We start from the raw sequence: 24097 nt of genomic DNA, 5'->3' as shown, positions 1-24097 counted from the left end.
CTAAGCACTCAAATGCTCTTTACAGCGACATTGCCCAGGGATGCAATTGCACGGCACTTCTTCAAGTGCCTCTTCTTTTTTGGACAATAGCAGAGCTTGCAAGTCGTTAATGTCTGCCATTGTCATCGGCGTTGTTTCCAAGAGATGTTTGATAATTACGGTATGCTTGCGCTGACAAAATTTATCAAAAAGCTCATCGGCTTGTCGATTAATAGCTTCTTCTTCAGAAACAAGTGTTGAATAAAGAAATGATTTACCCGATTTCTGTGTTGCTAAATAGCCTTTATCCACTAATCGTTTCAACAATGTCTTAACAGTAGAGGCTGTCCAGTCTGTCTTTTGCTCGAGAATTTCCAAAATCTGGCTGCTAGTTGTTTCCTCTTTCGTCCAAACAACACGCATGATTTCCCATTCTGCATTTGAAATTGACATTGTTACCTCCTTTAAAATAGTTTTGGTTTACTTTTGTAGATTCATTATACGATTATAGTTTACATTTGTCAACGATAAAAGATTAAAAAATAAAACACATTGCAAAAATTAAAGCAATCTGTTTCACCTAGCGTATTATTCTTATTTATCAAGCAGTTGTAAGTTTGGCCATTTTTCCTGCCAATCTTTCTTAGCAAGGCGTTCACGATAGACCTGCATCCGTTTCTTATCTGCTAAAAAATGCGGTGTCGGTTGCACGACAAAATTAACAATATCGTCATCACCATAAGGCAAAAACAGTTCCAACTCATCATTGTTCAATCTTGCTGCAATGGCTGTGCAACGCTCTGGATATTTGCTAACAGCATCTCTCGCATTTTGGTAAGGGAGCGTATTTGGACTATGGCTGTGCATATAAACCTGGTTCTTGATTTCCCATTGATAGGCTGGATAGCGCTGTTGAAGGTCTTGCTGAAGCACCAGCGTTTCAGCATAAGACACATTGACATCATAAAAAACGACATCTAAATCACTTGCTTGTATCAAGCCAGCTTTTCCTGACAAGACATTCCAAACATAATTGCGTAATGTCCCAGCTGCTAGCCAAGAATCCTGCAAACCCAGCTCTGCTATTATCCTAAGAATCATCATTAACTCTTCATCTTGCACAAATAACGCTTGTAAATCCATAAATCCCATCCTTCATTTCTGATAACTACTGATAACCTCTTCTAACGCTTGCAGACTATCGACAAAGATAACCTTTTTGCGGTCAAATGTCGTTAAAAATCCTGCACACACCATCTGATTAAATTGTTCTTTGAGGCTATCATAGTAACCGTTCATGTTAAAAAGCAAGCAGGGTTTGTCGAGTTGCCCAACACGCGCCCATGAAATAGCCTGAATAATTTCTTCAAGTGTCCCTGGACCGCCTGGAAATGCAACTAAAATGTCGCCCTCTTCCATTAAGAGACGCTTACGCTCATCCATGTTATCAACAATTTGCAAGTGTGTTAAGCCTTGGTGTGCCTTTTCACGTTTTTGCATAAAATCAGGCATGATACCATAGACTTTAGCCCCCTGTGCCAATGCCGTGTCCGCCAAAACTCCCATAAGCCCAGTTTTGCTTCCACCATAAACCAAACAATGGTCATGTTGAGCTAACCAATTCGCAAATGCGACAACTTGTTCATGATAATCTGGTGTATTTCCCATACTTGAAGCCAAATAAACTGTAATATTCATCTTTTTTATTTCCCCATTTCAAAAAAACACTTTTATTATAACACAAAAGAACCCGCCAATTAGCGAGTTCTTAATTGTTTTTCTATTTTTAACTGAAATGGAAAGCTATGTTATTTTTTAGTTTCCAAATCACGAAGCATTTGGTCAATTTTATTGCCGTATTCGATTGATTCATCTTTGATGAATGTCAAATCTGGAATTTTGTACATAGTTAAGTTGCGACCAAGTTCACGTTTGATAGTTCCTTTTGCTTTTTCAAGACCAGTTTGGGCTTTTTGATTATCTGACGCAAGTTCAGAGTGAATAGTGTAATACACTTTAGCCATTGAAAGATCTCCAAGCATTTGGACATCAGTAATTGTCACATCTTGAACACGTGGGTCACGAACTTTTTTCTGCAAAATTTCGTTTACTTCACGTTTAATTTCCATACCAACACGGTCAACACGATGATTAGCCATAAAATATCCTTTCTAGTTATTTTGATATTTCTTATTTTTCTAAAGAAGTCTTTTTAATACTTTCCTTAAGTGGTGCGGACGGCAGGTTCAATAGTCCAGTGGACTATTGAAGGAATCCAAGGAATTCCATGCCTAAGTTTTGAGCCTAAAGTCTCAAAACTTCCGAGTGGCTGAATAGTAGTAAATTCAGCCACTTTCACCACAGCGGTAAGTAGCGTCTTGTTGCTCGCTTCGCTCGCAAATAATCAATCAATAGACAAGACTTACAAATTTTAGAAATTATTTCATAAAAACTAAATTTGTTGATACTCTAAAGATAGCTACCACCGTGGTAAAACAAGACTGCAGTATGTAGCTCTGTTTTTACTAGAGAATTCTTGAAAGCTAGCCATCAACTGAAAGTCTGCTAGAGCTTATCATACGCCATTAGAAACTTTAGTCTCAATGGGAATTAACGTTTAATTTCTTCCATGATGTAGCCTTCGATGATGTCATCAACTTTAATGTCGTTGTAGTTTTCAATCATCAAACCACCTTCTTGGGCGTTTCCGATTTCTTTAACGTCATCTTTGAAGTGTTTAAGGCTAGCAAGTTTTCCGTCGAAGATAACGACACCATCACGGATGACACGGGCGTTAGCATCACGAGTGATTTTACCACTTGTAACCATGAATCCACCGATTGTACCAACTTTAGAAACTTTGAAAGTTTCGCGGATGATAGCTTCACCGATAATTTTTTCTTTGTATTCAGGGTCAAGCATACCTTTCATGGCATCTTCAACTTCTTCGATAACTTTGTAGATAATTGAATGAAGACGAATTTCTACTTCATCAGTTTCTGCTTGTTGACGTGCTTGTGGTGTAGGACGTACGTTAAATCCAATGATGAAGGCATTTGAGGCTTCAGCAAGGGTAACGTCTGATTCGTTAATAGCACCAACAGCTGAATGGACAACTGAGACTTTAACGCCTTCAACATCAATTTTAAGAAGTGAGGCAGCAAGAGCTTCAACTGAACCTTGTACATCGGCTTTGATGATAACATTAACAGTCTTAACTTCACCTGCTTTAAGCGTATCAAATAGGTTTTCAAGGCTAACACGTTGTGTTACTTGACGTTGTTTCATCAATGCACGTTTAGCACGTTCTTCACCAGCGGCACGCGCAGCTTTTTCATCTTCATAGACGGCGAAGTGGTCACCTGCCATAGGTACTTCATTCAAACCAGTGATTGATACTGGTGTTGATGGTTCAGCTACTTTTACACGACGTCCAAGGTCATTAACCATAGCACGAACACGGCCAAACGTGTTACCAACAACGATTGGGTCTTGAACGTGAAGAGTACCTTGTTGAACAAGAAGTGTTGCGATAGCACCTTTACCTTTATCAAGACGAGCTTCAATAACTGTACCAATAGCACGAACTGTAGGGTCAGCTTTCAATTCTTCCATTTCAGCAACAAGGAGAACTGTTTCTAGCAATTCATCAATGTTTTGACCAAATTTGGCTGAAATTTCAACAAATTCACAGTCTCCACCCCAAGCAGTTGAAATAATACCGTGTTCTGCCAGTTCACCAATAACACGTTCTGGGTTGGCTCCTGGTCTATCAATCTTGTTAATTGCAACGATGATTGGGACACCAGCAGCTTTAGAGTGGTTAATGGCTTCGACTGTTTGGGGCATAACACCGTCATCAGCAGCAACAATCAAGATTGTAATATCTGTAATTGATGCACCACGCGCACGCATTGATGTAAATGCCGCATGTCCTGGCGTATCAAGAAAAGTAATTTTCTTACCATTTTCAATAATCTGATAAGCACCAATATGTTGCGTGATACCACCAGCTTCGCCTGTAGCGACACGTGAATTACGAAGGGTATCAAGAAGGGTTGTTTTACCGTGGTCAACGTGGCCCATGATTGTAACAACAGGCGCACGTTCAACCATGTTTTCAAGGTTGAGGTAATCTTCATCTACGAAGAAGCGTTCGATATCAGCTTCGTCAACCTCAACTTTTTTATGAGCTTCAATACCATAATCAACCATCAGCAGTTCGATTGTATCGCTGTCGAGGGATTGGTTTTGTGTTGCCATAACACCCATCATGAACAATTTTTTAACAATTTCAGCTGGTTCGCGTTTAATACGTTTTGCGATTTCAGCGACTGTCATACCTTCAGTATATTCAAATTCTTTAGGCAATTCATGGAACTTACGCTCTGTTACAGGTTTTGGAGCATTATTACGATTATTTTTACCTTTTTTGTTTTTCTTATTATTATTCCAGTTACTATTTCTTTGATTTCTCACTTGGTTTTGATTATTCCAGTTTTTTCTATTTTTATTCTTGCGCGATTCGTCTTCATGACTGTAATCATGTGATTTTTCAGGACGAACTTGTTTCTTACGACGTTTATCAGCAGTTGGGGTAGGAGGTTCTGCCACCACAGTTTGTGGAGCAGGCGCAACCTTTTTAACTACCGCTTTCTTCTCTTCACTCTTAGCTTTTGCCTCAACACGAGCTTTTTGTTCTTGCTCTTTTGCAGCAGTTGCTTTACGTTTGGCCTTTTCCTGCTCATAAATTCGTTTTTCGCTTTGACGTGAATACTCAGCATTTTGTTCAGCTTTTATAGCAGTGGCACGTGCTTTAAAGTCAACACGTGGTTTTGCTGCTTGCTGACGGTTATCACGTTGATCTCTTCGACTATGATTTTGAGGATTGTGATCGCGTTTATTCTGTTTGCGATTATTTTGAGTATTCCCTTGTCGGTCATTAGGATTTGAACGATCATCGCGACGCTGGTCGTTACGACGTTTTTTATCGCCACCATTAGCACGTCTTTCAGCTTCGGCTTTGGCACGTGCTTCACGCTCAGCCTTAAAATTACGGCTTTGTGGTTTTGATGGTGTTGCAGGAGTAGCTTTTGGAGCTCGTGCAACTGTTTTTTCAGATGCTTTTTCTACTTTAGGTTTAGCTGGAGTAGATTGAGGCTTATCTGAAAATTTTGCCACAATACGTTTGACATCAGATTCTTCCACGCTAGAAGAATGGCTCTTAACAGCAAGTCCTAATTCTTGAGCATATTCAACAATTTCTTTGCTTGATTTACCTAATTCTTTAGCGATTTCATATAATCTTTTCTTTGACAATTGATGTCCTCCTATTCTTTTAGTTCATAAGAGTCCTCATTTTCTTTGAAAATCCAGCATCTGCTATGGCTACCACTTTACGTGGTTTTCCAAGAGCAGCACTTAATTCCAGTGTGTTAAACACTGTAGAGACTTCTATTTTGTAATATTGACATTTATCAGCTGTTTTCTTTGTCAAATTAGCGCCAGCATCATTAGCTAGAAAAATAAGCTGTGCTTTTCCAGATTGAATCGCTTTGATAACTAACTCTTCACCAGAGATAACTTTTCCTGCTCGCTGTGCTAAACCAATTAAATTTGACAATTTTTCACGGTTATTCAAGACCCAACTCTCTTCTTTTTACTTTGTGATCAACGTAAGCAATTAATTCATCGTAAAATTCGTCAGGAACTTCCATTGAAAAACTACGATTAAACACTTTTTTGTTTTTAGCTTGGATTGCCTCTTCATTGTCAAGTTTGATGTAGGCACCGCGACCGTTTTTCTTACCAGTCGGGTCGATAAAAATCTCGCCTTCTTTATTCTTAACAATGCGAAGCAAATCGCGCTTATCAATTACTTCGCCTGAAACAACTGATTTTCTTAAAGGTATTTTACGTGTTTTAGCCATCAAACACCTCTATCTTTCTTTACTCTGCGTCGTTTGCTACAACTTCAGTTTCAACAGATTCAGCTGCTTCTTCAACAGGTGCAACTTCTTCTTGTGCTACAGCTGCGTTTGCTTCATGTTCAGCTTCAAGTGCTTCGTATTCTGATGCAGATTTGATGTCGATACGGTAGCCAGTTAAATGAGCTGCCAAACGAACGTTTTGTCCACGACGACCAATAGCAAGTGACAATTTATTGTCAGGAACGACAACAGTCGCACGTTTACTGTCCTCTTCGTCAAAAAGAACCATATCAACTTCTGCTGGCGCAATGGCATTGTAGATGAATTCCGCTGGATCTTCAACCCATTGGATAACATCAATATTTTCTTCGATTGGCACTTCAATACCAGCCTTAGCATCATAACGTTTTGGATGGAATTTGCTAATCACTTTCTTAATGTTGCTTCCACCACGACCGACAATAGTACCGATAGCATCAACGTTTGGATTGTGGCTACGAACAGCAACTTTTGTACGGTCGCCTGCCTCACGTGAAACGCTCATGATTTCAACTGTTCCGTCAAATACTTCAGGAATTTCTTGTTCCATAATGCGTTTGATGAATTGTGGGTGGCTACGGCTTACAAAAACGTTGACACCTTTTGGATTGTTTTCAACTTTGTAAACATAAACTTCAATACGGTCATGTGATTTGAAGGTTTCACCAGGAATTTGATCTTGGTGTGATAATTGCGCTTCAAGCGAACCAAGGTTAACATAGATGAAACGTTGGTCAAAACGTTCAACAGTACCAGTCATGATTTCGCCTTCGTGTTGTTTGTACTCATTGTAAGTTACTTCACGAATTTGACGGCGCATTTTTTCCATGATTGTTTGTTTAGCTGATTGAGCAGCAACTCGACCAAATTCAGCAACAGATTCTTCAAAACGAATTTTATCACCGAGTTCATAAGCTGAACTGATTTTCAACGCATCTGACAAACTGATTTCTAAACGGCTATCAAAAACTTCTTCAACAACTTCACGAACAGTGTAAACTTTAAAATCACCTTTTTTGTCATCGAATTCAATAACACATGATTCAGATTGACCATAACGACGTTTGTAAGCTGATTTCAAAGACTCTTTCACAGCATCAATGATGTCTTCTTTGTTAATGTGTTTTTCTTCTTCCAAAATACGGAAGGCTTCTAGCATTTCTTTGCTCATTGTTTTCATTGCTCTACATGGTCAGTAGAGCGTATCCTTTCGTCTATATCTAAATAAAATCAGATTGTAGTTTGTAAAACTTGACTACAATTTCACTGCCAAACGCGCTTTTGCAACTGTCGAATACGGAATTTCAACTGTTTTTTTCCGCGTTTTATCCAAATAATCAATGGTCAATGTGTCACCGTCAAAAGCAACAAGGTCCCCTTGGAATACCTTAACTTTATCAATCGCTTTGTAGAGACTAACATTGACATAAGAACCTACAGCTTTTTCAAGAGCTTCTTTCGTTTTTAACGGACGCTCTAAACCAGGGCTAGACACTTCCAACATATACTGCTCTGGAAATGGGTCTGGTTTAATGGCATCAAGCAAAGGGCTGATAATTTCAGTCAACTCTGCTGTATCATCTACCGTAATGCCTTCTGGCTTGTCAATTAAGATGCTAAGCACATAATCGCTCCCCATCTTCTCATACTCGACATCAACTAATTCAAACGGCTCTTTAATAGCTGGTGCAACCACTTCTGTAACGACATCAATGATTGTATTTGCGTTTGCGATAAGAATCCCCTCCTTTATCTTTTAAAATCAAAAATAGAAAGTTCACTACGATCACTTACTTCTACGAAGTGGACTTGTAGCGTCTCATCGTAGAACTTCGCTCTTAATCTCTTATAATCACTAGCCTTTTTAGCTAAAATGAGATTTAAGCACCACAAGAGGCGAAGTCACAAACTTCGCCTCCTTCCTCTTATTTTCTATTATAATAGCACATTTTATCTGAAATATCAAGACTTATGCTTGATGAAGCTAGAAAACTTACCCTTTCCCAGCAAGAATGTCTGATACTTTATACAATCCTGGGGAATATGTCCGACCAAATAATTTTTTCGTCAAGGCATTAAACGTATAATGGTCATCTAAAATCAAGACTTCGTCATATGTTTTTAGAGTGCAATAAAGTCATCGTCTGTTAAATCGAAATTATCCCTAGTATCAATATTTTCATTCCAGAGGTAATACCTTGTTGCGCTGTCGCTGTACAATGCCATTAAATCTAAAAATTCTTGGTCAGCCGACACAAAATTATCTCTGGTATATCAACATTGGCATCCCACGGATAATAACAACTAGCATATTGGATAAAATAACTATCTACATGTTCTTTATCCGCCGTTACAACCAAAATTCTATCCGTTAACGAATCGCTCTGATTTCCAGTAAGCTGATGAATTTCTTTTGCGACCTCATTTGTTTCCTGATTGTTATTGTAAACAATGCTATTATTTTCTGCCAAGACCTAGATTATGTTTACTGATAATTTTTCATAAGGACTAGTATTCCTACCAAGATTGCTAAAACGATGAGATTGTCATGGCCAATCAAAACACCGTTATACACTGAGCGTATCAATAACATTAACACAGCAAAATACTTAATGATGCTTGATTAAAAAAATCCCTTACTTTTCCTAATACCATTACAGCCTCACCATTCTAAGTAGTTTTACTACCAGCAGCTTGCTCCCAAATATTCAAACTATAGTTATTATTTTTTAAATATTTATTAACATCGGTGAGAGTCTTTCCCATTCATAAATCTCAATAACATTACGATAATTGAGTACAAAAAATGCCCTGATTTTTTACATCATTATCTATAAAATAAAGGGCATCTTTTACTATTCAATTTTGTAAGGAGAGGAGGGGATTCGAACCCCCGAGCCCAATTGGACTACACGCTTTCCAAGCGTGCGCACTCGACCACTATGCGACCTCTCCGAAAGAAGCTTAGATAACCACTTCTTTAACCAGTCCACTAATTACTGAAATTGTGCTTCAACACGGTAAATGACTTGTCCTTTTTGAGAAAATTTTTCCTCATATTCAGTCATGACATTTCCCTCAAAATCACTAGCATGCAGATCTAACCAAACTTGTTTTAAAATCATGCCATATTGTGAGAAACTTGCCAAACTGTATTCAAACAAACCACGGTTATCCGTTTTGAAATGAATTTCACCTTGTTCTGGTAAAATTTGACGGTAAGTATCCAAGAATGTCTTATAAGTTAAACGGCGTTTTTCATGACGTTTTTTCGGCCATGGATCTGAAAAATTCAAATACATTAAATCAATCTCACCATCTGCAAAATAATTTGTCAAATCAGAGCCATCAACTAACAACAAACGAACATTCGGTGCTTGACTATCTAACACTTTATCTAAAGCATAGCTAAGCACAGATACTTGAATGTCAATTCCGATATAGTTAATATCTGGATTTTGCAAAGCCATTCCAGTAATGAAGGCTCCTTTTCCTGAACCTACTTCAATGTGGATTGGATTATCATTACCAAATACTTCGCGCCAACGTCCTTTGGCTTCTTCTGGATTTAAAATAACATAGTGTGGGTTATTTTCTAAGTGCTCCTCAGCACCCTTACGTTTTCTAACTCGCATTATTTCTTTTTACTAACTAACTCCCTAAATTTTCGTAAACCATAAATTTCTTGATTCACGTGCTCCATGTCACGCTTATCAAAACAGTTTAAAATTTGTGAAAGATATGAGAATTGTCCGTACCAAACAATTTTTTGGCGTACTTTCTCATTATCCTTGTAACCATAATAATTTAACCACTCATGCCAACGTGAATATGGAATGTAATGACTCAAAAGAAAGGCTACATCATACATTCTATCTGTCAATCGTACAGAATCCCAATCAACAAGGTAAATCATACCACTAGTCGTAATGACCCAGTTGCTATGCTTAATATCACCATGCACAATCGTTGCAACTTCTGAACGAAACTCTGGTAAACTGCGTTTTAATTCTTTGACGATACTTTGCAGATAAGTATTCTCTTGGATTTGAAGTGGGGCATTTTTTTCCCAATCCACCAACAAATCATAAGGATTTTCAATCTTATAGTTCAACTGTAACAGCTGATTAACTAGAGGGCGTGATTTGTGCAAACGCAAAAGAATATGGACAATTTGTTTACTCCCCATATCCTCTTTTGTCAAAATTCTACCATCAAGCCACTCTTGAGCACTCATTGTATCACCATTGCCAGTTCGACGTACCCACAATAATTGTGGTGCAATCTGTTCTTTAGCAAGTGCAGGCAAAATCGGTGTCGTATTCAATTTAATAAAGATTTTTTCACCGTTTGGATATTGACCAATAAAGGCTTTACCACTCTTACCTTGCAAGGGAGTCATTGTCAATTCTTGATCCGATACTGTCACCTGTCCGCCCTCCTTTTCTTTCGTGAATCGTTTGTTTACTCCTATTTTACTTGTTTTACAGCGCCTAGTCAATCATCTTATTGATTTTGTAAGGAAGATACCATTCTGTAATAATAACCGTTACCAAAATCAATAAGCCTGCTGCTTGCCAAGAAAACGTTAATAACAACTCCAAAAAGCTCAATAAATACGATAATTTTTTCAAAAATGTCTTTAAATTAGCCGCCTTTTGCTTTTCAGAAATTGGATAAAGATTGGTCAAATATTGATAATCAAAATGTTGGGATAGGGTTAATAATTGAAAAAGTAATAAATAATTAAAGACCAAAGCCAAGCCAACTGCTACCAAGCGATTGGAAATAAAGATAAGCGCAAGCAAGCTCAATGCGAGTAATCGCAAGGTTAAAGCAAAATAATCTGAACTCCGTAAAAACGCACGTAGGTATAAATTTGACCATGTTTTGGCATGTGTTTTTTTGACCAAACCAAGCAAACTATCCAAGTACGAACGACGTTTCACACTAGCTGAAATTCCCTTAACCGTTGTGAAAAGTGAAAAGAATTTAAGCACTCCTTGACGACGTTTTGCTTCATAAGAAATGGCAGCATCCCATGAAAATTTTCCTTGAGAAAAGAATACCTTGCTTTTTTCTTTCATTACAAGCCATTTCACAACCGCTAAAGCAAGCAATAAAATGCCAAAGGTAACCGTTGAAAAACCTAGTTTAAAGAAGATGGGAGCTAATAAAACAAGAATTGCCGTTTGCACGATTGTCCAAATCACAAAAGCACGACGTCTTGCCTGTGATAGCCATTGCAAAATCTCAATTTCTTTTGGCAAATAGAACAATTTATCAGGTGCTTCCAAATAAGTCGCAATCTTCCCAAGGCTAAGCAAAACAAGGATAACCAAGACCAAAATCACGTCAATAACGACTGTCTGACTTGGAAACTGACGTAACAGCTGGCTGTATTGAACCATCAGAAAACCTGTTAAGAAAACCAAGACTAGCACAAAATGGTCATTAAAGACATAACGAAGATACTTTAAGCATTGCCCTAAAAAAGCACTACGGCGCTTTTGAAAAACTTCTTTCATATCACACCTCTTTAGTCAATGACATATAAATATCATTAAGCGTTGCTGTCTCATCACCAAATGCTTCACGTAGCTCTGCTAATGTACCAGTTGCACGAATTTTCCCTTGATGCAAAATCACAAAACGGTCACACATCTTTTCAGCAGCATCCAAAACGTGTGTTGACATCAAAATCGCTTTTCCTTTTGCCTTTTCTTGCGCCAATAATTCTGTCAAATCAGAAATTGCTAATGGGTCCAAGCCCAAAAAGGGCTCATCAACGATAAACAAACTTGGATTAACCATAAAGGCACAAATAATCATGACCTTCTGCTTCATCCCTTTAGAGAAATTAATCGGAAACCACTCTAATTTATCAGATAAACGGAAAAGTTCCAACAATTCTGTCGCACGCGCCATCGCCTCATCATAATTAAGGTCATAAGCCATTGCAACTGTTTCTAAATGTTCACGTAAAGTCAATTCTTCATATAAACTTGGCGTTTCTGGGATAAATCCAATTTTCTTACGATATTCTGCCTGATTCTGCGCCAAAGTCAAACCATCAATCGAAATTTGCCCTTGATATGGCGTTAAGAGCCCAATAATTTCATTGATTGTCGTTGACTTACCAGCCCCATTCAAACCAATCAAGCCAATAAGCTCACCATCACCAACTTCAAAAGAAATATTTTTTAAGACAGGGATGTTAATATATCCCCCAGTTATATTTTCAATTTTTAACATAAGATACCCACAAATTTTTGATATAATAATTATAACAAAATCAAAGGATTATAGGTGATTCAAATGGAAAATTGTATCTTTTGTAACATTATCGCTGGTGACATTCCGTCATCAAAAGTCTATGAAGATGACCAAGTACTTGCTTTTTTAGACATTTCACAAACAACTAAAGGACATACTCTATTAATTCCAAAAGAGCACGTCCGTAATGTTCTTGCCATGTCTCAAGAAACATCAGAAACACTCTTTGCTCGTTTACCGAAAGTCGCACGTGCCGTCCAAAAAGCTACTGGTGCTGTCGGAATGAACATTCTTAATAACAACGAAGAAGTCGCTGGACAAACTGTTTTCCATGCACACGTCCACCTCATCCCACGTTATGATGCTAACGATGAAGTCACATTTGCTTTCACAGAACATGAACCTAACTTTGAAGCTCTTGGCAAATTAGCAGAGCAAATCTCTCAAGAGGTAAAAGCATGAAATTAAGACATCTTATCGCACTCGGCGTGGCTGGCTGCGCAGGATATGCAGCCTATCATGTCTATAAAAACCGCGACCAATTTAAAGCAGAAATCGCAGAAGCTGATGACATTAGCGAAAGAATTTCAACTGACATCGTAAAAATTCGTCGCAGTATTGACGACATTAACAACCAGCTTCCAACACTTCAAACAATCAGCCAAGATTTGGATTACAAACGTCGCCTTTTTGAACAAGAAACCAATAGCCGCTTAAAGCAAATCAAAGCAACGCTAGCAAAATATCAAGAAGAAAACTAAGCAACAACCACCAAGCTAAAAGGCTTGGTGGTTTTATCAGCCATATTCAACAGTTAATAGTGACATGATTTCTGATAAATTATTTCAATATCTGACACTTCAACTAGTTCTTAGTACATTAATATTTTTACAAGTGACTAATAAGAAATCAACCTTTCATTTATTTCCCTTTTGAACTTGCTTTTATATGTCTATGGATACAAGAATATATATTTTCCCTATTAATAAAGAGTGCTAAAAGGGAGCCAAATATAGTTTGTTTAACATTAGCATGTTGCAAAAAGTTATAAAATTTCATTTTGAATTAAGTTTGACGTCGTTTATCAGAATGTATTCATAATTTATATTACTTATTGAATAAAAGTAGTACCTAATTTGTATAAAATGACATAAAAATTAAATTTATACTTTGTATCCCAAAAAGAAGCTGCCGATAAGACAACTTCCTCATAAGTTAGAAAAACATTGCACTTTGCTTTCTCAGAAACATTTGATGGTGTATAGGAATGATTGAAATAGTCTAGCATATCACTATCATTGTCCCCATAACCGAATACATAAATTTCATTTGAATCCCATTGATTAATTTCCATTAACTTTTGGACATATTTGGTAGGATTTAACTCTAATATATCAATCTTTACCACCTGATCTTTAATCTTTCGAACATCCGCTTCAAATTGAAAATGAGATAACATGTAGTTTATATATTCTTGGTTTCTATTTTTTAATATTCTCTTATTCCAAATACTCCATATAGAACAACACTCAATATATTATATTCTTTACGATACAATCCAACGTATATCTTACTCTATTATAATATATCCAACATTATAGTTGAATAATATTTCCATAATGTTCTCTGCAACTTGAGGAACAACAATCTGTTTATAAATTATTTTTTCTACCATTTGTCAATTATAACAAGGTAATTCTCTTTAGAAAATGTTTAATACCTTTACTTAGAGGATGCTGTCAGCTGATTTTTCCAAAAAAAGGGTACACAAAATCATCACCTTACTATCAATTTTTTAAATAAGGTGTTACAATAATTGAGCATAGACGACTTTAATGACTTTGGGTAGCAGTATAGTCGTAAAGTTTGTTATGCGTTATGAGGTAATACATTGTCCGAATGTGACGATGTACAGCGGCAATCGTATGTGGCTTCGTTGAAGTTGTTTGCGATTGTCTTTTTCGTTTGTCATAGAAGTCCGCAATATGACTGGGATTAGTGTGACTAGCAACAGCGATATTGTGAATGCATTTATAGAGAATTTTCCTAGCATAAGGATTTCCCCGTTTTGTGATGTGTTCTTTGGCAAGAAAGTTTCCAGATTCGTAATGCCTTAAATCAATACCAATAAAGGCATTAATTGGGTTGGCAGACTGAAAGCGGCGAATGTCCCCGAGTTCTCCGATAATGCTTGTTGCTGTTGCTTCAGCGATACCAGGAATAGAGCATAGAATATCGTACTCGGGTAATGGTTGAGCTAGACTAACCATTTCATCCAGTACGACTTGTCTTCGTTCTGTTAGTCTAAGTAATTCTTGGCATAATATCTTACTTCTTCAGTCATAGGAGAGTTTTTCTTAACAGCACAGTATGACTGTTTAGCAAGCGGTTTAAGTTTGTCAATCAAATAAGCAATGCGTTTATCAGAGATTCGTTTAGAAGTGGATTGAGAAATGACGTCGGTTAACTCACCTTCACTTAAATTGAGAACGAAGTTCCTGCTAGGAAAAGCAATAACCAATTTCCAGTATTGTTCTCCAGTAGGTGCAGATAAGGGCTCCTCCAATTCAGGGAAAGTCACTTGTAAAACCTTGTGAAGTCGATTCTTAGTACGAACAATATCTTCAGTTAGATTCTGATAGAATCGACTTAAATCATGTAAGTTTTGATAGACTTCTTTTTGAACGTAGGTTGGCTTTCTATTTAGCACAAACTGAGATTGTGCTAGCTTTTCAGCGTCAATTTTATCTGTTAAGCTATCGAGTTGTTTCTTAGCTTCCAGTGAATTGAGTCGTGTATAAGCGTAGCCACTGTCTTCAAGAAAGACCTGGAGGCGCCGAGAGTAGACTCCGGTTGCCTCAAAGATGATTTCGGGGTTGTTGGACGATTGTTAAATCGCTCAAGAGACGTGCAAATCCGATGGCGTCATTTGTTATTGTGTAATTATGGATTTTCTCTCCATTAACTAGAATAGCAACTTCTGAACTTGCCTTACTCACATCAATTCCAAAAACAACTCTCATGATAAATACCTCTTTGTCTTGAATGATTCCTTGTTTTAATGATTTCATTTTCAATACTCGACGTTAAACGTCCCACATACTTCGATAAAATTCCACCTAAAACAATGATGTCTTGCCAGTTTTATATACGACGTCTAGCGCCTAAAGAACTTACGACTTAACAAGACACCTCTACTTTAACATAATGAAAAAGTAGTAAGTACTTTCTCTCGTCAGAGATTTCCTCACTACTAATCTTAGAATGTTTTATTTCTATCTAAAATGATTACCCCATTCATAATGATAGAATATATAGGTTGTTTATAGAAATCCAAACATCTTACCCCATAATGAGTTCCATCTAAATCACTCACAAAACTCTTCATAATTATAACTCAGTTCCATTTGATGCGATTACTTTCTTATAGAATTCAAAACTATCTTTCTTGATACGATTATATGTACCATTTCCATAGTCATCTATATCAACATAGATAAATCCATAACGTTTGCTCATTTCTCGTGTGGATTCAGAAATCAAGTCAATACATCCCCACCAAGTATAACCAATCAAATTAACACCATCTAAGTTTATCGCATCACTCATAGCACATACGTGTTCTTTCAAATAATCTTCACGATAAGGATCATGCACTTTTCCATCTTCTGAAACCACATCTCTTGCGCCTAAACCATTTTCCACGATAAATAATGGCTTTCTAAAACGATCATACAGTTCTACTAAAGAATAACGTAATCCCGAAGCATCGGTTTGCCAGCCCCATTCACTGCTTGGAAGATATGGGTTTTTAACTCCGTTAAAGGTATTTCCCGGAGATAATTCCAATCCTTCTGTACTAGCTGCCCAACAAGAGGTCATATAATAAGAAAAACTTACAAAGTCTACAGTACCTTCTTTTAAAATTTCTTCATCATCTTTTTCAAAATGAACTTCAAATCCTTTATTATCGATTTCTTTCTTTAAATAAATAGGATATTCACCAAATACTTGAATATCGACATAGCGATAAACACTTCTCATTCTTTGTTGCGTTGCCAAATTATCTTCCGGCTTACAGGTAAATGGATAGAAACATAATTTTGTCATCATGCAGCCAATCTGAGAATCCGGACAAATTTCATGTCCTATTTTAACAGCCAAAGCACTGGCAACCATTTGATGATGCATGGCTTGATACATCGCCTGTTCAAATGGCACATCATCAAACTGGTCTTCGATCAGCCCGCCACTTGTAACCGGATGTCTTAACATGGCGTCTACTTCATTGAATGTCAGCCAATATTTTACATATTTTCCAAAGTGTTCAAAACATGTTCTTGCGTATTTTATGAATAAATCTATACATTCTCTACCATACCATCCACGATACTTATTGATCAGTGCAACCGGTACATCATAATGAGAAAGCGTAACCAAAGGCTCTATATCATATTTCTTTAATTCTTTAAGTACATTCAAATAAAATTCTATACCTTTTTCATTTGGCACCTTATCTTCAGGATTTGTATAAATTCTTGACCAGCAAATGGACATTCTATACACTTTAAATCCCATTTGCGCAAACAGTGCGATATCTTCTTTGTAATGATGATAAAAATCAATACCTCTTCGTTTTGGATAATTGATATCATTCTCTGTTTGAGCCATTTCCAGATTTTTAGAAGAAAACGCAAATTGTTTTCCCATATCTGAAATGTTACCTGCACGGAATTCTAAACAATCTTGGATCGTCATTCCTTTTCCATCTTCATCCCATGCGCCTTCACATTGATTTGCGGCTGTAGCACCACCCCACAAAAAATCTTTTGGGAAGTTTAATTTTCCTTCATTTGTATACATTATCATTTCCTCCTTATAGTACAACTTCTGCTTTTGTCTTTTGTCCAAATGAACTAAAAGAATATTCTTTATTGTCAACACCTTCAGTAATGATCAACATTGTCGTTGGATCATATCCGGCTTCCTTTACCATTTCCAGATCAACATCAACAATTTTTTGTCCGGCTTTTACATGAGATCCCTGTTTAACATGTACATTGAACCCTTTTCCATCTAAATCAACTGTATTGATACCTACATGAACCAATACTCCGGTACCATCTTTCATGCGAATCGCAAACGCATGTCCGGTTGAAAACATGACTTCTAAAACCCCATTACAAGGAGCTACGATTTCTTTGGATATTGGAATAAAACCTACTGTTTTTCCCAGAACTTCTTTTGAAAACATCTCATCTTTGATATCTTTTGCCGGAATCATTTCACCATCACATACAGAAACCATCTTGTCATCCGGAATATTCGGTAACGTTTCTTTCTTTTTGAACATATTCAGAAATCCCATAGTAAACATCTCCTTTTATTTTTCTAAATTTTTTCGTCTTCTTTAATTCCAAGAACCATTACGATCACAAAAGCTACAATAGCCGATACTGCCATTCCTAAAGCTACACACCAAAAATTATCTGTCATGAATGCCGGAGTAGATAAAATACAAGAGTTAACATATGCCGATGCTCGACCACCAAACATACCGACAATTGCACCACCTACAGCACCGCCAACAACTGTCGCAAGCATTGCGTTTCTAAATTTCAAGAATACGCCATAAATACCGGGTTCGGTAATACCGATAAATGCTGAAATCGCAGTAGAAGCTCCAATTTGTTTATTTTCTGATTTCTTTGCACGGATCCATACAGCCAAGCAGGCTCCAAATAATGCAAGCGTCCCCATTGTATGCATAGGCAATAACCAGTCATAACCCAATCCAGCCAAATTTCCTAAACAAATTGTACTCAATGATAAATGCATGCCTGTCATTACAACAAACAAACGAGTTCCACCAATGATTGCCCCGGCAATGATTGGAGATAAACCATATAAGAAATTAAACAAACCAACCAAAAGTTCAGAAATATACATTGCCAAAGGTCCAATCGCAACTAATGTCAATGGAGTCATGATCAATAATACAACCATTGGTGTAAATACAATTCTTAAACTCTTAGGGATAATTTTATCCGCATATTTATAAACATAAGATAATACCCATACTGTCAAGATAATCGGAATTGTACTTCCATAATATCTAGGAAACGGAATCGGTAAACCAAACAAGCTCATCGCTTCTAAGCCTGCTGTATTTCCCGCTGTCATTGTCGGATATAACAAGACACCTGCCAAAGAGATTGCCATTGCGATATTTGTCTTAAAATGTTTTGCGGAAGACCATGCCACTAAGAAAGGTAAGAAATAGAAAGCACAATCACCAGCCATATTCAATACAACATTAAATGTACTCTCTGCATCAACTCCACAATAAGAAGTTAAAATTGTCGAAATACCTTTGATCATACCGGCACCGGCAATAGCAGGAATTACAGGTAATAGAATTGCTGCCAGTGTTTGAAAAATCGTATTGATTCCAAACTTGTATTTTTCATCGTCTAAGTTTTCTTCAATCTTTGATTCTGTATTTAATCCAGATACTTTACAAAAATCCTGATATACATCATCTACATGTTGCCCAATAATGATCTGTAGCTGATTACCATTCCACTGATAACCCGTTACACCATCAAGCTTTTCAATTTCTTCTACTTTAACCAAACCTTTATCTTTAACATTTAAACGTAAACGAGTCATACAATGATAGGCACGAGTAATATTTCCGATCCCACCAACTTTTTCAAGAATCTCTTTCGATAATTCTTTATAATCTTTTTTAGCCATTTCAAGCTTCCTCCTAATTTCTTAATATATTTTTTCGATACATTGCGCGCTTTTATGTATCGTAAAAACCTTATTCAACTATTTCTTCTCGATTACTCAATCGATTCACATGAAGAATGACATACATCATTTCTTCATCATTCGGTAATATATCTAATGCTTCACAAATTCTCTTTGCACATTCATATGTCTTAGGATATTCATCAATCAATTGATCAAACATCTTCTTATTTTCGGTTTTGATCTCTTTATTGTTCATTACTCTTTCTAATAAGTAATACATATGAGATACAAATCTTGAATAATTAAATCCCTCTCTATCAATTTTTAAGCCCATACACTCTTCAACGATCTGAGTACACTTTTCGATCTTGCTTTGATTTCCTTTTGTACCTGTTTCAACTGTAGCTAGTCCATAATCAATAACATGTAAAGTGATTAGTGCTGCTTCTTGTTTTGGCAAATCTATATCCAATCTGTGTTTGATAAGTTTTAAAGCATGCTCACCAATCTGCATTTCATTAGGATACATATGCTTTACTTCATAGCTCAAAGGCAAATCTATATGAATATTTTCTTTATATCTGCGAATACTAAACGTAATATGATCGGCAAGAGTAAAAATTAAATTTTCATTAAACTCTGTCTTTAAAAGTTGATTTGCGTAATCGATAATTTCTGTACTTAATTGAATTATTTCTTCCGGTATTTGAGATAACATATCAATAAACATTGGGTTAACGTTATAGAATGTTCTTTCAATTCTATTGATTGGAATATCATAAGGCGGTTTCATAAACCCAATCCCTTTTCCAAAAGCGATTACTTCATTTCCCTTACTGTCCAAACAAAGGGAAATATTATTATGAATATTTTTCACTATCCTCATACAGCAACCTCCTTAAATGCAAAAAAACTCTTCGACCTCGCCATCACACACAAAAAACTAAAATTTGTGTGATAGGACAAGCCTCGAAGAGTAACTAACCTATTCAATAACTAGATTGTATCAAATATTGTAAACGATGTCAACAGACTTATTAAAATTAATTATATGAATATAACTGAAAGTTCCAAAATGAAATTGGTCACTCACTTGAAATTTGATAAAGTTAGTTAGAAGTTATATTTATATTCCCGCTGTGCTAGTTAATCCTAACCGAACTAAAAAACTTTGCGTATCATAACTCAAAACAACCATGAAATGAGGAGATGATATGCAAAGCCAAGTTCATTATCTTGTAAATCCCAATCAAACACAAGTCATTTTTTCAAAAATTTTGACTAAAGTTATCACTTTATATCAACGTTTTGTCCCTAATGAAGTTAGAAATAGACGAAATATCTATTTACAAAAACAACCTAGTGTGGTTATGATCACTAGCTATCTCTGGGCAGTTCAAGAGGGATACCGAACTGCGAGTGCTATTTACCGTGCCATTCATCACAATCTCTTCCCAAACAGTTCCCCAGAACGCTCTCGCTTTTGCCGTATTTTCCCAAATCTTGCTCAAAGCATTCAGCGGATGCGCTATTTTATGGTCTTAGACTTGTGTCAAACCTGCTCTTTCGGTTTGATTGATAGTTTTCCGTGTGCTCTGTGCCAACGCGTTCCCACCCTACTATCAGATATTGGCTATAACGCTACTAAGAAAGTGCACTACTACGGTATCAAGTTTTCAATACTTGTGAGTGATAGTGGATTTCCGATAGATTATGTAGTAACTCCAGCCTCTATTTCAGATGGCCAGTTTATCTTTGAATTGCTTGAAAAGAGCCCTCTCTATCATTTACAGAGATAAGGACTATGTGGATAAAGAAGTGAAGTCGGAATTATCTCTGTATGGTATCAAGTTCATATCACAACTAAAGAAAAATATGAGTGACCATTCGTGGTTTGATAATTACCGAAACAGTCGCTTGAGGAAACCTATAGAGACCGTGTTTTCGAGTTTAGAGCAACTTGGGATAGAGAGCGTTCACGTTGCCAAAGCCTACAGGCACTCAAATTTTGAACAGAAGCGATACTGCTAACCTATTCACTCATGCTTGAAACTAATCAATATGATTTTGGGTTGAGTCTAAAATATTCTCTAGCTCACGCCTGATTAGCTAGAACAACGGGTATTTATATATGCATATATAAATTAACTTTTCTGGTAAGCTGAGTTACATAGCTTGCCTCTTCTAATACAGATCTCTATCGACAGTATGTATGTTCTAATTTTTGAAGAATGTGCCATCACAAATTCAACAGAAATATTCAACCTTCTTTCTTGTGTTTCTGTTGGGATAATGACAGCGCCGAAAAAAAGAGAATATCAAGGCTAAATTTCAAGCGCAAGTTCGATATTCAGTAAAAATTGTCGAGGAGCTAAGTAGTTCAAGCTTTTTTAATTCCTTTAGTCAAACATCGTCTGATAAAACACCATTTGATTTTATTCTTATTTGTCTGTAAGCTTTACCAAGTAGCCCAACAATTTGATGATAACTAATGTCTTCAGAATTCCTTTACTGTGCTTGTGATGAACTACATTTTATCTCTTTGCGATTTTTTCATTAACTTCGATAATATCTAACCACTTATTAATTTATTTCTAGGAATATTTATTCTATTATCGCTATTTTGAATCCAGCTTTGCTTCCATAAAATACATCACTCACCCCTATAATAATTAAATCGTAACGTTGCTCTATTCGTAAACATCATCTAATTGTAACTATTAATTTTTTACATTGCCAAGCGTAGTCTAAAATATCTTTTTCAAAAGATTTATAAGTTAGTTATTTTACATCCACTAGTTATTAAAAAACATGGGAGTTGAGAAAAGGACCTCGACTCCCATGTTTTATGTAATTATATTCTTAATATGAATAAGCACTGTAATCAGAATAAGTATCTGTGCTATAGTCGCTATAACCACCACTATTGTAATCACTGTAACCACTGTCATAGCCGCTAAAACTACTATAATCACCATAGCCACTATCATAAGAGCTTGATATTCCACTACCATAAAGATTTTCATAGAGAACAGCTGTCGTTTGCAAGGTTGTACTTTCATCTAAGCCAAGTTGTTTCTTGATATTATTTTGAATTTCAAGCAGATGGTCTGATGTGACAATCTGATATGATGTACCATTAATCGTCGCATCCTCACCTTGTAGTTGGTAGGTTTTAATATCACCCAAAGCATCTGTATAGCCAAGTAAGCTTGGAATCGTGCTAGATGAAATTTCAATATTTGTTTGCATATTGCTACTTACAGCAGAAAGGATTTTTTTATATGAACTTACACTATCAAGTGCTAAAATTTTCTGCAAAACTTTTTGAATGACTTCACGTTGGCGTTTTTGACGTCCATAGTCACCTTCTGGGTCATCATAACGCATACGTGCGTAAACCAAAGCTTGTTCACCATTAATCTTGTGAGTACCAGGTTCAACAGTTGCTGTATATTCAGGTTCATTTTCTGCAATCGAAATGGCAAAATCGAAATTATTGGTTACGGTAATACCACCAACGGCATCAACCAAATCTACCAAACCTTGCATGTTGATTTGGACATAGTAATCAATAGTAATGTCCAACAAACTTTGTACCGTCATGATAGCCATTTGCGCACCACCAGAAGCATATGCGGCATTCAATTTAGCTTCAACGCCATTCATATCATTATCTTCTGGTCCAGTAAGTGTCACCAAAACGTCACGCTCCAAACTAGTCATCGTTGTTTTTTTCGTTTCAGGATTAACAGTCACTAGAATCATAGAATCGCTGTTACCTTCCCACGTTGATGTACGTTCTGAATCGCCTGTGTCAACCCCCATTAAAAGAATTGAGATAGGTTTTGTTTGCTCAATAGCATTACTACTAGAATCAGACGTCTTGTAGTCTTTAAACGTTTTTGAAAGCTCACTTGTTGAGAAATTGTAAGCTGTTGTAATATAAACACCTAAGGCAACAATTGTTGTTACAAAGATTGCTGCTATCATTAGCAGAATTTTTTTTCCGAGTTTCATTTGTTTACTTTTAGTCTATCAACCTACTCATCAAGTAGACGTCAAGAAATTCTCCATCTTTAGTTTTTGCGCCACGTTCTTTCGCAGCTTCAATCTTAAAACCGAACTTTTCATAAAGGTGAACAGCTCTGCTATTTCTAGCTTGAACTGTTAACTCCAAACGGCGAATCATTGGCGTTTGCTCTGCCCAATCAAGAGCAACTTCCATTAACAGTGAACCAAGCCCGTATCCCCAATATTTTTCTTGCAATGCAATGAAAACATCTCCGATATGATTAGTTTGTGGTGAGTTCGTGCTAACAATATTAAGCACTCCCGCAAGCTCAGAACCAACTCTAACAACCAAACAAATTTCATTTAAGACTTCTGCACGTATTTGCAAAAAAGTCTGCATATCATCAATAGATAAATCTTTCTCTAAAATGATAAAATCTGTTTCTGCATTGACTTGATTGAGTAAATCAATCAAAACTTTGGCATCTGAAGGCTGCGCTTCCTCAATGATAACTTCCTGCTCAGCCACGTTCAATCGCCTCCAAAAGCGCTTGACTACGTGAACCATTAGCATGTAGTGTTATTTCACGCCCATCTCCTGACGGCGTAATAACAACTTCTAGATAATCACCAAGCAAGTCAGTCTCAAGAAGCTCCCCCCATTCAATCACAGTTACGCCATCACCATACAAAAAATCATCTAAATCGATAGAATCCGGATCATTTCCGATACGATAAACATCTAAATGATAAAGTGGTAAACTTCCTTCGTATTCTCGAACAATCGTGTATGTTGGACTCTTAATCATCTGGTGAATATCAAGTCCTTTAGCGATTCCCTTGGTTAAGGTTGTCTTACCAGCACCAAGATTTCCTGTTAAAACAAGAACATCTCCTGCCTGTAATTCTTGACCAAGCCGATTTCCATAAGCAATCAACTCATCTTCATTGTGACTATAAAACATGGAACTATTATATCAAAAAACTGGAGCTCTTCCAAGTCTCGTCCGATTTTTATCCTATTTTTATTATAAAAATTCAAAATTCTAATTTTGCAAGCACCTTAAAACAGCTACTCAATACCGCCTAAAAAGATT

The 24097-nt window shown here is 36.6% G+C and carries 23 protein-coding genes, 1 tRNA gene and 3 pseudogenes; 3 read left to right on the top strand and 24 right to left on the bottom strand.

The window, feature by feature from the left end; genetic code table 11:
- The 15 genes and pseudogenes from E8M05_RS02150 to E8M05_RS02080 form a co-directional block, all read right to left on the bottom strand.
- Complete coding sequence (locus E8M05_RS02150; RefSeq protein WP_013851489.1) at positions 1–432, bottom strand: CopY/TcrY family copper transport repressor; 432 nt, start codon at positions 430–432, stop codon at positions 1–3.
- A 141-nt stretch (positions 433–573) separates the two neighbouring features.
- Positions 574–1122, bottom strand: coding sequence for a nucleotidyltransferase family protein (locus E8M05_RS02145; RefSeq protein ID WP_013851488.1), 549 nt, complete (start codon positions 1120–1122; stop codon positions 574–576).
- A gap of 12 nt (positions 1123–1134) precedes the next feature.
- On the bottom strand, positions 1135–1677 hold the full coding sequence (locus E8M05_RS02140; RefSeq protein WP_013851487.1) for an LOG family protein: 543 nt from the start codon (positions 1675–1677) through the stop codon (positions 1135–1137).
- A 110-nt stretch (positions 1678–1787) separates the two neighbouring features.
- Positions 1788–2138: a 30S ribosome-binding factor RbfA gene (gene rbfA / locus E8M05_RS02135; protein WP_003063416.1), complete on the bottom strand. Its 351-nt coding sequence runs from the start codon at positions 2136–2138 to the stop codon at positions 1788–1790.
- A 451-nt stretch (positions 2139–2589) separates the two neighbouring features.
- Positions 2590–5298: a translation initiation factor IF-2 gene (gene infB / locus E8M05_RS02130; protein ID WP_061100091.1), complete on the bottom strand. Its 2709-nt coding sequence runs from the start codon at positions 5296–5298 to the stop codon at positions 2590–2592.
- Between the two features lie 19 nt (positions 5299–5317).
- Positions 5318–5620, bottom strand: coding sequence for a YlxQ-related RNA-binding protein (locus E8M05_RS02125; protein ID WP_003063412.1), 303 nt, complete (start codon positions 5618–5620; stop codon positions 5318–5320).
- Positions 5613–5909, bottom strand: coding sequence for an RNase P modulator RnpM (gene rnpM, locus E8M05_RS02120; protein WP_003063410.1), 297 nt, complete (start codon positions 5907–5909; stop codon positions 5613–5615). The genes E8M05_RS02125 and rnpM overlap by 8 nt, the downstream gene beginning before the upstream one ends.
- Before the next feature lie 19 nt (positions 5910–5928).
- Positions 5929–7119 carry a transcription termination factor NusA gene (gene nusA, locus E8M05_RS02115; protein ID WP_043910362.1) on the bottom strand — a complete coding sequence of 397 codons (1191 nt, stop codon included), beginning with the start codon at positions 7117–7119 and terminating at the stop codon, positions 5929–5931.
- 84 nt (positions 7120–7203) lie between these two features.
- Entirely contained in the window at positions 7204–7689 is a 486-nt protein-coding gene (gene rimP / locus E8M05_RS02110) for a ribosome maturation factor RimP (RefSeq protein WP_172456429.1), read from the bottom strand.
- Between the two features lie 252 nt (positions 7690–7941).
- Positions 7942–8419: pseudogene (locus E8M05_RS11770) on the bottom strand (hypothetical protein); the annotation flags it as partial.
- Between the two features lie 399 nt (positions 8420–8818).
- Positions 8819–8903, bottom strand: a tRNA-Ser gene (locus E8M05_RS02100).
- Positions 8904–8944: 41 nt separating this feature from the next.
- Complete coding sequence (gene trmB / locus E8M05_RS02095; RefSeq protein WP_003063401.1) at positions 8945–9583, bottom strand: tRNA (guanosine(46)-N7)-methyltransferase TrmB; 639 nt, start codon at positions 9581–9583, stop codon at positions 8945–8947.
- On the bottom strand, positions 9583–10377 hold the full coding sequence (ccrZ, locus tag E8M05_RS02090) for a cell cycle regulator CcrZ (protein ID WP_012961430.1): 795 nt from the start codon (positions 10375–10377) through the stop codon (positions 9583–9585). Before ccrZ ends, trmB begins: the two co-directional genes overlap by 1 nt.
- A gap of 64 nt (positions 10378–10441) precedes the next feature.
- The gene (locus E8M05_RS02085) at positions 10442–11476 is read right to left on the bottom strand and encodes an ABC transporter permease (RefSeq protein ID WP_048791316.1); all 1035 of its coding nucleotides are present in this window, start codon (positions 11474–11476) and stop codon (positions 10442–10444) included.
- Between the two features lies 1 nt (position 11477).
- Positions 11478–12203: an ABC transporter ATP-binding protein gene (locus E8M05_RS02080; RefSeq protein WP_013851484.1), complete on the bottom strand. Its 726-nt coding sequence runs from the start codon at positions 12201–12203 to the stop codon at positions 11478–11480.
- Positions 12204–12266: 63 nt separating this feature from the next.
- Here E8M05_RS02080 and E8M05_RS02075 point away from each other — a divergent pair, with 63 nt between their 5' ends.
- Together E8M05_RS02075 and E8M05_RS02070 are read left to right on the top strand one after the other, a co-directional pair.
- The gene (locus E8M05_RS02075; protein ID WP_013851483.1) at positions 12267–12686 is read left to right on the top strand and encodes an HIT family protein; all 420 of its coding nucleotides are present in this window, start codon (positions 12267–12269) and stop codon (positions 12684–12686) included.
- Positions 12683–12985, top strand: a complete 303-nt coding sequence (locus E8M05_RS02070) for a hypothetical protein (protein ID WP_013851482.1) — start codon at positions 12683–12685, stop codon at positions 12983–12985. Before E8M05_RS02075 ends, E8M05_RS02070 begins: the two co-directional genes overlap by 4 nt.
- Positions 12986–13335: 350 nt before the next feature.
- On the opposite strand, the gene E8M05_RS02065 is transcribed toward E8M05_RS02070, so the two are convergent.
- The 6 genes and pseudogenes from E8M05_RS02065 to E8M05_RS02040 all read right to left on the bottom strand — a co-directional run bounded on the left by E8M05_RS02065 (position 13336) and on the right by E8M05_RS02040 (position 19872).
- Entirely contained in the window at positions 13336–13719 is a 384-nt protein-coding gene (locus E8M05_RS02065; protein WP_325052501.1) for an HAD hydrolase family protein, read from the bottom strand.
- Between the two features lie 337 nt (positions 13720–14056).
- A pseudogene (locus E8M05_RS02060) lies at positions 14057–15247 on the bottom strand (IS110 family RNA-guided transposase).
- Between the two features lie 367 nt (positions 15248–15614).
- A complete protein-coding gene (locus tag E8M05_RS02055; protein WP_061100090.1) occupies positions 15615–17087 on the bottom strand; it encodes a glycoside hydrolase family 1 protein in 1473 nt (490 codons plus the stop codon).
- Between the two features lie 13 nt (positions 17088–17100).
- Positions 17101–17592, bottom strand: coding sequence for a PTS sugar transporter subunit IIA (locus E8M05_RS02050; protein ID WP_053092473.1), 492 nt, complete (start codon positions 17590–17592; stop codon positions 17101–17103).
- 23 nt (positions 17593–17615) lie between these two features.
- A complete protein-coding gene (locus E8M05_RS02045; RefSeq protein WP_053092472.1) occupies positions 17616–18983 on the bottom strand; it encodes a PTS transporter subunit EIIC in 1368 nt (455 codons plus the stop codon).
- 70 nt (positions 18984–19053) lie between these two features.
- Positions 19054–19872, bottom strand: coding sequence for a PRD domain-containing protein (locus E8M05_RS02040; RefSeq protein WP_048791313.1), 819 nt, complete (start codon positions 19870–19872; stop codon positions 19054–19056).
- A 328-nt stretch (positions 19873–20200) separates the two neighbouring features.
- Here E8M05_RS02040 and E8M05_RS02035 point away from each other — a divergent pair.
- Positions 20201–21091, top strand: a pseudogene (locus E8M05_RS02035) (IS982 family transposase).
- A gap of 757 nt (positions 21092–21848) precedes the next feature.
- On the opposite strand, the gene lytR reads toward E8M05_RS02035, so the two are convergent.
- From lytR to tsaE, 3 genes are read right to left on the bottom strand one after another with little or no spacing between them, the layout of a single operon-like run.
- Complete coding sequence (gene lytR / locus E8M05_RS02030; protein WP_003063388.1) at positions 21849–23006, bottom strand: glycopolymer--peptidoglycan transferase LytR; 1158 nt, start codon at positions 23004–23006, stop codon at positions 21849–21851.
- Between the two features lie 10 nt (positions 23007–23016).
- Positions 23017–23529: a GNAT family N-acetyltransferase gene (locus E8M05_RS02025; protein WP_013851480.1), complete on the bottom strand. Its 513-nt coding sequence runs from the start codon at positions 23527–23529 to the stop codon at positions 23017–23019.
- Complete coding sequence (gene tsaE, locus E8M05_RS02020; RefSeq protein ID WP_003063385.1) at positions 23522–23965, bottom strand: tRNA (adenosine(37)-N6)-threonylcarbamoyltransferase complex ATPase subunit type 1 TsaE; 444 nt, start codon at positions 23963–23965, stop codon at positions 23522–23524. Before tsaE ends, E8M05_RS02025 begins: the two co-directional genes overlap by 8 nt.
- Positions 23966–24097 lie beyond the last annotated feature (132 nt).

Origin of the sequence: Streptococcus pasteurianus (assembly GCF_004843545.1) — a bacterium.
GTDB lineage: Bacteria > Bacillota > Bacilli > Lactobacillales > Streptococcaceae > Streptococcus > Streptococcus pasteurianus.
Note: the sequence above shows the minus strand (reverse complement) of the source record. Positions and strands in the feature narration are given on the sequence as shown.

Coding starts and splice junctions, on each gene's coding strand:
- nusA (WP_043910362.1), bottom strand. CDS start 7,119: ATGAGCAAAGAAATGCTAGAAGCCTTCCGTATTTTGGAAGAAGAAAAA.
- E8M05_RS02150 (WP_013851489.1), bottom strand. CDS start 432: ATGTCAATTTCAAATGCAGAATGGGAAATCATGCGTGTTGTTTGGACG.
- lytR (WP_003063388.1), bottom strand. CDS start 23,006: ATGAAACTCGGAAAAAAAATTCTGCTAATGATAGCAGCAATCTTTGTA.
- E8M05_RS02145 (WP_013851488.1), bottom strand. CDS start 1,122: ATGGATTTACAAGCGTTATTTGTGCAAGATGAAGAGTTAATGATGATT.
- E8M05_RS02055 (WP_061100090.1), bottom strand. CDS start 17,087: ATGTATACAAATGAAGGAAAATTAAACTTCCCAAAAGATTTTTTGTGG.
- trmB (WP_003063401.1), bottom strand. CDS start 9,583: ATGCGAGTTAGAAAACGTAAGGGTGCTGAGGAGCACTTAGAAAATAAC.
- rbfA (WP_003063416.1), bottom strand. CDS start 2,138: ATGGCTAATCATCGTGTTGACCGTGTTGGTATGGAAATTAAACGTGAA.
- E8M05_RS02075 (WP_013851483.1), top strand. CDS start 12,267: ATGGAAAATTGTATCTTTTGTAACATTATCGCTGGTGACATTCCGTCA.
- E8M05_RS02080 (WP_013851484.1), bottom strand. CDS start 12,203: ATGTTAAAAATTGAAAATATAACTGGGGGATATATTAACATCCCTGTC.
- tsaE (WP_003063385.1), bottom strand. CDS start 23,965: ATGTTTTATAGTCACAATGAAGATGAGTTGATTGCTTATGGAAATCGG.
- E8M05_RS02040 (WP_048791313.1), bottom strand. CDS start 19,872: ATGAGGATAGTGAAAAATATTCATAATAATATTTCCCTTTGTTTGGAC.
- E8M05_RS02045 (WP_053092472.1), bottom strand. CDS start 18,983: ATGGCTAAAAAAGATTATAAAGAATTATCGAAAGAGATTCTTGAAAAA.
- E8M05_RS02085 (WP_048791316.1), bottom strand. CDS start 11,476: ATGAAAGAAGTTTTTCAAAAGCGCCGTAGTGCTTTTTTAGGGCAATGC.
- E8M05_RS02070 (WP_013851482.1), top strand. CDS start 12,683: ATGAAATTAAGACATCTTATCGCACTCGGCGTGGCTGGCTGCGCAGGA.
- E8M05_RS02050 (WP_053092473.1), bottom strand. CDS start 17,592: ATGGGATTTCTGAATATGTTCAAAAAGAAAGAAACGTTACCGAATATT.
- E8M05_RS02140 (WP_013851487.1), bottom strand. CDS start 1,677: ATGAATATTACAGTTTATTTGGCTTCAAGTATGGGAAATACACCAGAT.
- rnpM (WP_003063410.1), bottom strand. CDS start 5,909: ATGGCTAAAACACGTAAAATACCTTTAAGAAAATCAGTTGTTTCAGGC.